The organism is Streptomyces lycii, assembly GCF_009735685.1.
GTDB classification, from domain to species: Bacteria; Actinomycetota; Actinomycetes; order Streptomycetales; family Streptomycetaceae; genus Streptomyces; species Streptomyces lycii.
Genome location: NZ_WHPN01000327.1, coordinates 45,640 through 57,924, shown reverse-complemented (window position 1 = coordinate 57,924; position 12,285 = coordinate 45,640). Strand labels below are relative to the sequence as shown.

The window sequence follows — 12,285 nt, the reverse complement described above, 5'->3', positions numbered from 1 at the left end:
GGGGGGGGGGGGGGGGGGGGGGGGGGGGGGGGGGGGGGGGGGGGGGCGGGGGGGGGGGGGGGGCGGCGCGGGGCCCCGGCCCGGGGATCTCAGCCGCCGGCGGAACGCTGCTCGTACGCGGCCGGCCGGCCCTGCGCCGCGCGCAGCCGCGCCGTGTCGAGCTTTTCGCCGCGGTCGAACCGGTAGACGCCGTTGACCTCCTGGAACACGTCCGTGAGCTGCGTGTAGCAGTAGCCGAACATGTCGGGATCGCCGAGCAGGACGCCGGTCAGCCCGGCGAACCGCTCGTGGAACTCCTCCTCGGTGCGCGGCCGGTCGCCGTAGCCCCAGGAAGTCTCCCGGCTCTCGTCCCGGCCGGCGGCGGCAGCGGCTGCGGCCACCTCCGGGTCCCACCAGATGCCGCCGAACTCGCTGCAGAAGTACGGCTGCCCGCGGTACGGCACCGACCACGGGGCGCCGTCCGGGCCGGTGTTGACGTACGGCGCGTTCCCGGCGAGCCCCGTCATCTTCTCGGCGAAGGCCGCCGGGTCCTGCTCGTAGCAGTGCGAGTCGTAGACGTCGGTCTCCGGCACGCGGTGCGCGTAACCGGAGGCGTCGATCACCGGGCGGGTGGTGTCCAGCGCCTTCGTCGCCAGGAACATCCCGCGGGTCACGTCGTCCAGCGGTGTGATCCGGTCGTGCAGCCGCTGGTACGTCTCGTTCAGCGGGCACCAGCCGACGACGGAGGGGTGCGAGTAGTCGCGTTCCACCGCCTCCAGCCACTGGGTGGTGTACGAGGCGTCCGGCCGCTGGTTGTCGTCGCGGACGCCGGTCTCACAGCCCCAGTCGCCGAACTCGCCCCAGACCAGATAGCCGAGCCGGTCCGCGTGGTGCAGGAAGCGCTCCTCGAACACCTTCTGGTGCAGCCGGGCACCGTTGAAGCCGGCGGCCAGCGACAGCTCGATGTCCCGCACCAGGGCCTCGTCGGACGGGGCCGTCATCAGCCCGTCCGGGTAGTAGCCCTGGTCCAGGACGAGCCGCTGGAACACCGGCTCGCCGTTGATCAGCACCGCCTTGCCGCGCACCGAGACCGAGCGCAGCCCGGCGTACGAGTCGGCCGCGTCGACGGTGCGCCCCGCTGCGTCGGTGAGTTCCAGGCGCAGCCCGTAGAGATGCGGGTCCGCCGGGGACCAGAGACGGACCCGGTCCTCGGGGACCGGCAGCACGAGGCGCGGGCACAGGTCCAGGTCGGCGCGCGCCCCGGCGGCCACGACCTCGCCCCGCTCGTCGGTCAGCACGGCCCGCACCCGGTGGCCGGGGAGGTTCGCGGACAGCGGCAGTTCGACGTGGAAGGCACCGGCGCCGACATCGGGGGTGACGCGGGGGCGGCGCAGGTGCGCGGCGCGCGGCACCGCCTCCAGCCACACCGTCTGCCAGATGCCGGTGGTGCGCGTGTAGTGGCAGCCCGAGTTGGCGTACCAGGTGGCCTGCTTGCCGCGGGCCTGCGGGCCGTGCCGGGTGTCGCGGGCCCGGACGGTGATCGTCACCTCGCGGCCGGGCGTGGCGATGCCGTCCAGATCGGCGGTGAACGGGGTGAAGCCGCCGCGGTGCCGGGCGACCTCGGTGCCGTCCGCCCAGACCGTCGTGTCGTGGTCGACGGCCTGGAAGTGCAGCAGCACCCGGCTGTCCGTGTCCCATCCGGCGGGGACGGTGACGGTGCGGCGGTACCAGACCGCCTCCAGGAAGTCCCTCTCGCCGATGCCGGACAGCTCCGACTCGGGGCAGAACGGCACGGTGATGACGCCCGACAGCGGGCGTTCCCGCAGCCCGCGCTCCAGTCCGCTGTCACCGCGGTCGGTCTCGAACTGCCAGCTGCCGTTGAGGCACAGCCAGTCCCGGCGGACGAACTGCGGACGCGGATGTTCCGGCCGGGGCACGGGTCCGCCGGCCTGGGCGGAACGGGCGGGGGAGGTGTTGCTGGGCACGCTGCTCCTCGCGTGACGAGGCTGACGGAGCCCATATGCCACCACGTGTTTACATCGATGTAAAGAGGTCTGACGGCGATACGGCCGGTCCTGGGTACGATCTAGTGCCGCCAGGAGGGGAGAGCCCGTGCCGCCGAGGCCGAGGATCAAGGACGTCGCGAAACGCGCCGGTGTGTCGGAGAAGACCGTCTCCAATGTCATCAACGACTACCAGCACGTCTCGGACGCGACCCGGCGCGTCGTACAGGAGGCCATCGACGCCCTCGGCTACCGGGTCAACCTGGCCGGCCGCCATCTGCGCCGGGGCCGCACCGGCATGATCGCGCTCGTCGTGCCCGAGCTGGACGTGGCGTACTTCTCCGAACTGGCCAAGCTCATCGTCACCGAGGCCGAGCGCCGCTCGTACACCGTCCTCGTCCACCAGACCGGTGGCCGCCGGGACCGCGAGATCGCCGCGCTGAGCGGCTTCGACTCGGACTTCGCCGACGGCATCATCCTCAGCCCGCTCTCGCTGCTGCCGAAGGATCTCCGGGAGCGGGACAGCCGGCTGCCGCTGGTGCTGCTGGGGGAGCGGGACGCCTCCGGGGTCAGCGACCACGTCGCCATCGACAACGTCGCGGCCGCGCGGGAGGCGACCGCGCATCTGATCGCGGGCGGGCGGCGGCGCATCGCGGTCCTCGGCGGCCGGACCGGTGACGTGGCCGGGGCGGCCGAACTGCGCACCCGCGGCTACCGGGAGGCCCTGGCCGACGCCGGCATCCCGTACGACCCGCGGCTCGTCGTCCCGGTGCACGACTTCCTGTGGCCACCGGGCGCCAGCGCCACCGAGGAACTGCTGGACCTGCTGGACGGCGGCCGCCCCGACGCGCTGTTCTGCCTCAACGACCAGCTGGCGCTGGGCGCGATGCGCGCGCTGCACGAACGCGGGCTGCGGGTGCCGCGGGACGTCGCCGTCGCCGGTTTCGACGACATAGCGGCCTCCCGGTTCAGCGTGCCGTCGCTCACGACGGTGGCCCCGGACAAGGACGCGATCGCCGTCACCGCGCTGGACCTGCTGCTGTCCCGGATCGAGGAGGCGGCGAAGGGCGGGAACGCCCCCGCGGTGGAACGGACCCCGCCGCACCGCCTGCTGGTACGGGAGAGCAGCGCCGCCTCCGGCGCCGGCTGACCACGGCCCCCGCGCGCCGCCCGACCCGCGCGACCGGGGCCGTCCCCCCGGTCCGCTCACCGGCCGGACGCGCTCCCGGGCTCCGGTGCCCCGGCGCCGTCCGGGCGGGGCAGCAGCAGCGCCGACCCGGGGTGCACCGTGACGCGTACCGGCAGCAGTTCCGTGGCGTCGAGCGCCGGCTCACCGCTGCCGGTGCCGCGGGCGTAACGGGGATGGGCGCCGCCGCTGATCTGCCAGCGGACGCGGTGCCCGGCGGGGAACCGGTGGGCGGTCGCACTCATCGGCACCGCGATCTCCGCGATCTCCGCGATCTCCGCGATCTCCGCGATCTCCGCGATCTCCGAGGCTTCCGCGACCTCCGCGATCTCCGCTGTATCCGTGAACTCCGCGGACGTCCGCGGAGTGGTCCGCAACCGCGTGTGTCCGTCGCAGACATTCGTGGAGCGGCCTCGCGGGTCCACGTCACAGAGCCGGGTGAAGACGTCGGCGTATCCGGTGTCCGTGGAGATCCGGAGCCGCGCGGAGACCGGGCCGAGGACGTCGAGCGGTTCGGCCAGCGGCGGGCCGGTGAAGGTCAGGACGTCCTCGCGGGCCTCCAGGGCGCTGTTGTCGCGGGGGCCGGCCGCGCCGGAGAGCAGCGGTCCGCCCACGGAGGGCGTGGGGTCGTCCGGGTCGTAACGGAAGCCCGCGAGTGGCCCGGATCCGGCGGGTTCCCGCGGGGCGAGGCGGCCGTCCGGGGCGGCGAACCAGGAAGCCGTCTCGCGCGAGGGCGGCCAGTCGTCGAGGTCCCGCCACGCCCCCAGGCCCTCCACCTGCACCCGCACCCGGGTGGGACGCAGGGCGGAGGGATCCGCGCAGAGATGGGCGCGCAGCCAGGCGAGGCTTTCGGCGAACACCTCGGGCCATCCCTCCCGGAGCGCGGAGGTGTGCGTCCACGACCCGACGAGCAGGGCCGTCTCGCAGCCGGCGGCGCGGAGCCGGGCGTACTGCTGCAAGGTCTGGCCGGCCAGCGCGTCGTGCCATCCGGTCACCAGACAGGTGGGGACGTTCAGCCGCTCCGCCGCCGCGCCCAGGGCCGCGCCGCGCCAGTACGGGTCGTCGGCGTCCGGGTGGGCCAACGCGCCGTCCAGCCAGGGGATCTCCCCCAGGGCGGAGACGTACGCCCCGCGCAGCGGCCGCGCGTCCGTGATCGCGCGCAGCCGTCGTCGCAGGCGGAGCGTCGCGCGCAGGAGGGGCCCGGTGCCCCGGTGCTGGTACGTCATGCCCGCGCCGACGGCGAGGGCGTTCTCCAGCCGGAGGGCGCCCCCGGAGTGGAAGAGGTCGTACGGATCGTGCAGGCCTGCCTGGACGACCATCGCCCGGAGTTCCGGCGGCGGGTCGAGGGCGAGCGCCCACTGCACGTACCCGAGATAGCTGGGGCCGACGGTGCCCAGCCGCCCGGTGAACCAGGGCTGTTCCCGCAGCCACGCCACGGTGGCCAGGCCGTCGGCGGGCTCGTTGCGCCACAGGTCGAACCGGCCGCCCGAGCCGCCGGTGCCGCGGCAGCTCTGCAGGACGACATGGAAGCCCTGCTCGGCGAAGAGCATGCCGTACATGGGCGACCACGGCAGCCCGCGGCCGTAGGGGGAGCGCACGAGCAGGGTGGGGAAGTCACCCTCGGCGCGGGGGAAGTAGTGGTCGGTGAGCAGCGGGCTGCCGTCGGCGGCCGGCACCACGAGCCCCGGCTCGAATCCGGTGTCGTACCGGCGGGCCGGCAGACCGCGCCAGGTCGCCCGCATCATCCGGGAGGACAGCGGCGGCTTTCCGGGCGGGGCCGCGGCCGCCCGGCCGGTTCCGGACGTGGCGCCGTGCGGGGTCGGTGTCATGGCTCTCCTCGTTATTCTCGTACGTCGTACGAGAATAACGGATGCTTGGATGGAGTGCGCATGTCCCCTTGCCCGGGAAGGAGGGCGGAGATCGTGACCCGTGGCGGCGGAGCCGGTGCGTCCGGCGTCGACCCGCAGCAGCTCTGGCTGAACCCCGGCCGGACCGGACGGGGGCGGAAGCCTGCCTTCAGCCGCGAGGAGATCACCGCCGCGGCCGTCGCCCTGGCCGATGCCGAAGGGCTGGAGGCGGTCACCATGCGGCGCGTCGCCGCCCGGGTCGGGGCCGGTGCCATGTCGCTCTACAGCTACGCCCCCGACAAGGAGACGCTGCTGGAGCTGATGGTCGACCACGTCAGCGGCGAACTGCCCACGGACGGGCGGCTGACCGGCGACTGGCGCACGGACCTGAAGTCCGTCGGCCGGCTCCAGCGGGACCTCATGCTCCGGCACCGCTGGCTCCCCGCGGCGCTGTCCGCCCGCCGGTCCCTCGGGCCGAACACGCTGGCGTTCCTGGAGTACGCGCTGGCGGCGCTGCGGCCCACCCGGCTGGACGGCGCCGCGAAACTGGAGGTCTTCAGCATGCTCACCGGCTTCGTCGCCGGGCACGTCGGCTACGAGATCAGCCAGGCCGCGGCCGCCGGTTCGTCCGGCCGGGCGGCGGCCGAGGCCCGCTATCTGGCGGCGGTCGCCGCCGACGGCCGCCACCCCGGACTGGCCGAAGTCCTGGCCGCGCCGGGCCGTCCGCCGGATCCCGAAGCGACGTTCAGCCGCTTCCTCGACCGGCTGGTCGACGGCCTGGACACCGGCTGACCGCCTCCTCCGAGAAGCCGTACGACCGTGCGGGTGCGGGTGCGGGTGCGGGTGCGGGTGCGGGCGCGGGCGCGGGGTGCGGCCGCGCGGGTGTGACACGGCCCCGGCCCCGTCACCGGTTCGTGGCCGGGATGCCGGACATCAGGCGCCGAGCTGCGCCACGGTGGTGTCCAGGCGTGCGGCGATCTCCTCGAGTCCGTCCCGGGACGGTGTTCCGGTGCCGAGCCGGGAGACGAGATCCTGCCGGGAGACGACCTCCATGGCGCCCCGGTAGCGCTCGGTGCCCAGCGCCGCCGCCGGTACGACGACGGCGGTGCCGGACGTGACGATCAGGATCGGGTCGTCGGCTTCGGATTCGAGCAGGGCCGTGATCTGCGCGGGCGTGATCATGTCGGTGCGTCCTCCACTGGGTGGTTCCTGCACTCTCCGCCCCGGACCGGATCGTCCCGGACCGGACTCTCGGGGGCCGGACCGGACCGGGACCGGAGCCGGGCCCTGCGGACTTGAGCCGGGCCCTGGTGCCCGGTACCTGCTCGCTTCGGCCCGTACGGGAGCGGTCCGGACCGGACCGCTCCGGACCCGCTCCGGCGGTGGCGGCAAGCCCCTCTTCCCGGCCCGTCTCGGTGGCGGAGGCCGGGTACCCCGGGCCGTGGACTCCTACTCCGGTCCGGGCGGCACGGGTCCCGCCGCGGGCGGCGCGCCCGTACGGCGGCGGGTCGGCGCCCGGTCCCCGGTGACGCGGAGGGCTCACCGCGCCACGGCGCCGCCGCCGGCCCGATGGAGGCCGGCGGCGGCGCGGTCGCGGAGGGGGGCGGGCCGCCGCTCAGTTCCGGGCGGCCAGGTTGCGCCGGAAGGTGCCGGGCGCGCGCAGGGCCTTCTCGATGTCCTCCAGGCTCCTGCCCCGGGTCTCGGGCACCTTCAGGGCGACGAAGAGCACGCACAGGGCGTTCATGGCCGCGTACACGAAGAAGGTTCCCGAGCGGCCGATGGCGTTGATCGCGCTCAGCGCCGTGACGGCGATCAGCAGGTCGAAGCCCCAGACGGAGAGGGTGGCCAGACTGGCCGCCGGTCCGCGCACGGCGAGCGGGAGGATCTCCGGGGCGATCAGCCACACCACGGACTGGATCCCGATGCCGTTGAACAGGATGTAGGCGAACAGCGAGAGGATCACGACCCACCGCTGTGCGGGCGAGTCGCCCGCCAGGAAGGCCGCGCCGAGCACGGCCATGGCCAGCCCCGACAGCGGGACGAACACCAGCATCGTGCGCCGGCGGCCGATCGCGTCCACGGCGATCGCTCCGCTGACACCGGCCACCACGAGCATGACGCCGATACCCACACCGGTGACGAGGGCGACGGAGTCGCCGAAGCCTGCGTCCGACAGGATCGTCGGCGCGTAGTACACCACGGCGTTGATGCCGGTCAGCTGGGAGAAGGCGGCCACTCCCAGGGCGACCACGAGGGCGGGCCGGAGCCACGGCCGGAGCAGTGCGCGCCGGTCCGCGCGCGGCGCCGAGGCCGAGACGTCCTGGATGCCGGCGATCTCCGCGCCGACGTCGGTCCCGGCCGGACGCAGCCGCTGGAGCACCGCGCGCGCCGCGTCGGTGCGGCCGTGCTCGACGAGCCATCGGGGGCTCTCCGGCAGTTTGACCATGCCGGCCGCGAGCACCGCCGCGGGGATGACGGCCAGCCCGAACATGAGCCGCCAGCCGCCGTGATCGGCGAGCAGCCAGCCGCACAGGTAGGAGATCAGCTGGCCGATGGCCACCATCAGCTGGAACAGCACCATCAGCCGGCCGCGAATGGCGGCCGGTGCCACCTCCGCGATGTACACCGGCACCATGTTGGAGGCGCCGCCCACGGCGAGACCGAGGACGAACCGGGCCGCGATCAGCGTGCCGACGCCGGGCGCCGCCGCGGAGCCCAGGGCGCCGACCGCGAAGACGAGCGCCACCCAGAGCACCACCCGGCGCCGCCCGTAGCGGACCGCGAGCCGCCCCGAGCACAGCGCCCCGGCCATGGCGCCGACCAGGATGACGCTGACGACGATCTCCTGGCCCCGGGAGGACAGGGCGAGGTCGTCGCGGAGATGGAGCAGGGCGCCGGAGATGATGCCCGTGTCGTAGCCGAAGAGCAGACCGCCCAGGGCGGAGACGGCCGCCACCGCGTACAGCTGGGCCGGCTGGCGTGCCGGGCCGCCGGCGGCTCGTGCGGGCGCCGCGGTGAGTTCAGGCATCACCCATGACCAGACCCTCGATGGTGTGCTTCTGCGTCACCGGAGTGAGTTCCTCGACCACGGGGCAGTCCAGATGCCGGCGCACCCGCTCGGGCAGGGTGTCCCAGTAGCGGCGCGTCACCGCGGTGTCGTGCCGGTCGCCGTTGTCCGCCTCCGGGCCGTCCACGCCCAGTACGAGGACGGGGCGGGTCCTGTCGGACAGATTGGTCGTACCGCGGTGGATGGTCAGGGCGGTCCTGGCGGAGATGTCGCCGCGCCGGGGGTACTTGCGCACGGCCCGCTCCTGGTAGCGGCCGTAGTGCGCCCGGGGCGGGAACATGCCGTGCCCGAACTCGGGGCTGTCGTCCCACTGGGTGCCCGGCGCGATCTCGAAGGGCCCCATGTCCTCGGCGGTGTCCACGGCCGTGACGTTGAAGGCGAGCGAGGTCAGGCGCCGTTCGCGGCGGGTCTCCTCGGGCATGGGGAAGTCCCGGTGCCAGGGCTGGTTGACGGCGCCTTCCAGCGGTACGTCGAAGCCCAGCTCGACGATGCGGTAGTCGGGCCCGAGGACGGCGGTGCACACGGAGCGCACCCACGGGTGGTCGACCAGCTCCACGAAGCCCCTGATCTGCTCGGGGTGGATTTCGACGTAGTAGCGGTTCGGCCCGCGGCCGACCGCACCGCCCGGCCGGGACAGGGCTTCCTCGAAGGCCGCCTCGATGTCCTCCCGGAGTTCGTCGGCCCACCGGGTGGAGAAGGCGCCCTTGCGGGCCGTGACGCCGTCCGTGTAGAGGGCCTCGACGTCCGGTGACACATCGACGTCCAACTCGTGGACGCTTGTCCCGGGGTACAGGTGCGTGCTCATGTGCGCCTCCTTGCGCTGCGAGGTACGCCCTCATGTTGCAACGTCGCATGCAACGTGGCAATACCTCGTGGCGGATCTTTGCCGTACCTGGTGGGAGGCATGGAAGGATGGCCGCGTGAGCAGTCGCCTCAAGGACGTCGCCGCCCGCGCCGGCGTGTCGATCAGAACCGTGTCCAACGTCGTCAGCGGCTCCGGTGCCGTCGCCGAATCCACCCGGGCCAGGGTCCAGGCGGCCCTGGACGAGCTGGGCTACCGCCCCAACATCGCGGCGCGCAATCTGCGCGCCGGGCGCACCGGGCTGATCGGCCTGGCCATCCCCGAACTGCACTCGCCGTACTTCGGCGAACTGGCCGGCCTGATCGTGGAGGCCGCCCAGCAGCGGGCGTGGACCGTCGTCATCGACCAGACCTTCGGCGACCCGGACGCCGAGCGGAGGCTGCTGGAAGGCGCCGGCGGCCGCATGGTCGACGGCCTGATCATCAGCCCCTGGTCGCTGAGCCCGGAGGAACTCGCGACCCGCGCCCGCGACATACCCGTGGTGCTGCTCGGGGAACGCGACCCCAACGGCCACGCCGACCGGGTGGCGGTGGACAACGTCCTCGCGGCCGACGAGGCCACCACCCACCTGCTGGACGCGGGGCGCCGCCGCGTCGCCGCCATCGGGCTCCAGCCCCATCTGCGCAACGGCACGGCCCTGCGGCGGCTGGAGGGCTACCGCAGCGCGCTGCGCAGGGCCGGGCTCACGCCCGAGCCCGAACTGGAGCGGACGGTCACCGCCCTGCACCGCGAGGACGGAGCCCGGGCCATGACCGCACTCCTCGACAGCGGGGTGCGGGCCGACGCCGTCTTCGCGTTCAGCGACGAACTCGCCCTCGGCGCCCTGCACACGGTCCTGAACCACGGCCTGCGGGTCCCCGAGGACGTGGCGGTCGTGGGCTTCGACGGCATCGAGGACGCCCGCTACGCCAACCCGGCCCTCACGACCGTCGTTCCCGACAAGCGGCAGATCGCCGAGCGGGCCCTGCAGTGCCTGGCGGACCGGATCTACAGCCCCGGCGCGGGCGTGCCGCCGCTCGACATCGCCGTACCCCACCGGCTGGAGATCCGGGCGAGTACGCACCCCCGGCCGGGGCCCCCCGCGGGCGCCGCCGCCGAAGCGCGCTGAACCCGCCGGGGGAGCGGCCTCCCCGCGCGCGTACGGGAGGCGGCGAAGCGCGTTCCGTACCATGGAGGCCGGGTCGAGAAGGCACGTATCCCAGGGGGTCGCGGACCATGACGGAGCGGAAACCGGCGGGCATCAGCTTCGAGTCCTTTGTCGACAAGCAGATTCGGGAGGCCGCCGAGCGCGGTGCCTTCGAGAATCTGCCGGGCGCCGGCAAGCCGCTCGGCGGGCTGGACGGCCCGTACGACGAGAACTGGTGGATCAAGCAGAAGCTGGAGCGCGAGGGCGTCTCCGTGCTGCCGCCGTCGCTGGCGCTGCGCAAGGAGGCGGAGGACGCGCTCGAGGCGGCCTCGGCCGCCTCCGCCGAGGGCGAGGTGCGCCGGATCGTGGCGGAGATCAACGAGAAGATCCACGAGGCGATCCGGGTGCCGCCCTCCGGGCCCCCGCACAACCTGACGCCGTACGACGCCGAGGACGTCGTACGGCGGTGGCGCGAGCGCCGGGAGCCGCGCGAGCCGAGACCGGGCGGCGGGCCGCGCTGAGCCGGGGGCGTCCGCGGACACCGGCGGCGCGCGGGCCGCGTCCGCCGCCGGCCGCCGGGCCGCCTCCACCGTCGCCCGCCGCCCTCCGTCGTTCTCCGCGCTGTGCCGTCCTCCGCTGCGTCCCGTCGTTCCGCTGTGTCCTGTCGCCCGCCGTCCCGCCCGGTCCGCCGTCCCGCCCGGTCCGCCCCGGCGGCCGGTCAGAGCGGCAGGGCGCACACCGGGACCGGTGCCGCGCTGCTGCCCGCCTCGGTGAGCGCGCCCGAGCCGGGATCCACCGTGAAGACGGTGAGGTTGTCCGACCGCTGGTTCGAGGCGAACAGCAGTCCGCCGTCGGGGGAGAGGGCGATGTGCCGCGGCCAGTCGCCGCCCACCGGGACCGTGTCGAGGAGCGTCAGCGTCGCGCCGCCCTCCCCGGCCGCGAAGCGCGAGATGCTGTTGTCCCCGCGGTTGGACAGATACACGTGGGCGCCGTCGGGCGTCACCAGCGGCTGCGCCGGATAGCTGGCGACGCCCTCCGCGGTGCCGGTCGGCTGCGGGGTGCCGGGCGTGACCTCGCCGGTTTCCGGTGCGTAGGCGCAGACGGCGATCGTGTTGTTCAGCTCGTTGGCGAGATACGCGTACGCGCCCGAGGGGTGGAAGGCCAGCGCCCGCGGGCCGGCGCCCGCCGGGAGCGAGGCGACGGAGACCTCTTCCAGGGTCCCGGCGCCGGTGTCGAGCCGGTAGGTGTACACGCTGTCGGTTCCCAGGTCCACGGCCAGCACATGGCCGCCGTCGGGCGTCGTCAGGATCTGGTGGGCGTGCGCGCCCTGCTGCCCCGGGCCGGGCGGCGGGCTGGTGTGCTCCACCAGATCCGTGCGCTCGCCGAGCGCGCCGTTCTCGTCGATCGGGTGTACGGCCACCGAGCCCGAGTTGTAGTTGGCGCTGAGCAGATGCCGCCCGCCGGGGTGCACCGACAGATGGCACGGGGCCTGCCCGCCGGTGCTCCGCGTCCCCAGCACCGTCAGCGAGCCGTCCTCGGCCACGGCGACGGCGGTCACGCCGCCGTCGGCCTGCTCGTTGACCGCGTACAGATGGCCGCCGGACGGCGAGACGGCGAGGAACGACGGGTTGTCCACCCCGGTGAGGGTCCCGGAGAGCGTCACCGAGCCGTCGGCGGGGTCGTAGGAACCGAGGCCGATGCCCGTGCCGCCGCCCGCCTCCGAGGTGTAGGTGCCGAGATACAGGGGGCGCGGGGCGGCCTTCGCCCCGCGGCCGCCCGCCTGACGGGCGGAGTCCTCCGGGCGGGCCTGGGCGGAGCCGGAGGCCCAGAGGGCACCGGCCGCGGCGCCCGCCGCGACGGTGGTGAGGAAACGGCGGCGTCCGGGGCTGGTCCTGGCGCTGGTCATGGCGCGGGCACCTCGCGGGTCGTGGGGGATGCGGAGGCAGAGCCCCGACAGCCTGTCCCACGTCCCAACTCTCCCGCAAGACCCGCCAGTTGTGGTTGCACGGCACGCAACGCGGCTTGACGCCGGCAATGGTCCATGCCAATTTGAACCGCCGCGACCCGTCCAACCCCCCACCAGGTCCCCGGCGGTTCGCGGGGGACCCCACCCAGGAGAGACGCTCGTGCACCGAAACAAGCGAATCCTCACCAGGCGGCGCACCGCCCTGGCCACCGCCGCGGCAGCGGCCCTCACCCTTTCCGCGCTCGCCGT

The 12,285-nt window shown here is 74.3% G+C and carries 10 protein-coding genes; 4 read left to right on the top strand and 6 right to left on the bottom strand.

Annotated features, from left to right (window positions below):
* Positions 1–89 precede the first annotated feature (89 nt).
* Positions 90–1,964, bottom strand: coding sequence for a glycoside hydrolase family 2 protein (locus GCU69_RS20730; RefSeq protein WP_235978600.1), 1,875 nt, complete (start codon positions 1,962–1,964; stop codon positions 90–92).
* Between the two features lie 127 nt (positions 1,965–2,091).
* Here GCU69_RS20730 and GCU69_RS20725 point away from each other — a divergent pair, with 127 nt between their 5' ends.
* Positions 2,092–3,132: a LacI family DNA-binding transcriptional regulator gene (locus GCU69_RS20725; RefSeq protein WP_098754810.1), complete on the top strand. Its 1,041-nt coding sequence runs from the start codon at positions 2,092–2,094 to the stop codon at positions 3,130–3,132.
* A gap of 56 nt (positions 3,133–3,188) precedes the next feature.
* On the opposite strand, the gene GCU69_RS20720 is transcribed toward GCU69_RS20725, so the two are convergent.
* Complete coding sequence (locus tag GCU69_RS20720) at positions 3,189–4,997, bottom strand: CocE/NonD family hydrolase (RefSeq protein ID WP_408055827.1); 1,809 nt, start codon at positions 4,995–4,997, stop codon at positions 3,189–3,191.
* 60 nt (positions 4,998–5,057) lie between these two features.
* Here GCU69_RS20720 and GCU69_RS20715 point away from each other — a divergent pair, with 60 nt between their 5' ends.
* A complete protein-coding gene (locus GCU69_RS20715; RefSeq protein ID WP_156206851.1) occupies positions 5,058–5,807 on the top strand; it encodes a TetR/AcrR family transcriptional regulator in 750 nt (249 codons plus the stop codon).
* Between the two features lie 141 nt (positions 5,808–5,948).
* Here GCU69_RS20715 and GCU69_RS20710 read toward each other — a convergent pair whose 3' ends face one another.
* The 3 genes from GCU69_RS20710 to GCU69_RS20700 form a co-directional block, all read right to left on the bottom strand.
* Positions 5,949–6,197, bottom strand: a complete 249-nt coding sequence (locus GCU69_RS20710; protein WP_098754806.1) for a hypothetical protein — start codon at positions 6,195–6,197, stop codon at positions 5,949–5,951.
* A gap of 433 nt (positions 6,198–6,630) precedes the next feature.
* On the bottom strand, positions 6,631–8,043 hold the full coding sequence (locus tag GCU69_RS20705) for a sugar porter family MFS transporter (protein WP_098754805.1): 1,413 nt from the start codon (positions 8,041–8,043) through the stop codon (positions 6,631–6,633).
* A complete protein-coding gene (locus GCU69_RS20700; RefSeq protein ID WP_156206850.1) occupies positions 8,036–8,887 on the bottom strand; it encodes a phytanoyl-CoA dioxygenase family protein in 852 nt (283 codons plus the stop codon). Before GCU69_RS20700 ends, GCU69_RS20705 begins: the two co-directional genes overlap by 8 nt.
* A gap of 115 nt (positions 8,888–9,002) precedes the next feature.
* Here GCU69_RS20700 and GCU69_RS20695 point away from each other — a divergent pair, with 115 nt between their 5' ends.
* Both GCU69_RS20695 and GCU69_RS20690 read left to right on the top strand, forming a co-directional pair.
* Positions 9,003–10,052, top strand: a complete 1,050-nt coding sequence (locus tag GCU69_RS20695) for a LacI family DNA-binding transcriptional regulator (protein ID WP_098754803.1) — start codon at positions 9,003–9,005, stop codon at positions 10,050–10,052.
* Between the two features lie 107 nt (positions 10,053–10,159).
* Complete coding sequence (locus GCU69_RS20690) at positions 10,160–10,591, top strand: DnaJ family domain-containing protein (protein ID WP_098754802.1); 432 nt, start codon at positions 10,160–10,162, stop codon at positions 10,589–10,591.
* Between the two features lie 197 nt (positions 10,592–10,788).
* Here GCU69_RS20690 and GCU69_RS20685 read toward each other — a convergent pair whose 3' ends face one another.
* Complete coding sequence (locus tag GCU69_RS20685; RefSeq protein WP_156206849.1) at positions 10,789–11,976, bottom strand: lactonase family protein; 1,188 nt, start codon at positions 11,974–11,976, stop codon at positions 10,789–10,791.
* Between the last annotated feature and the right edge of the window lie 309 nt (positions 11,977–12,285).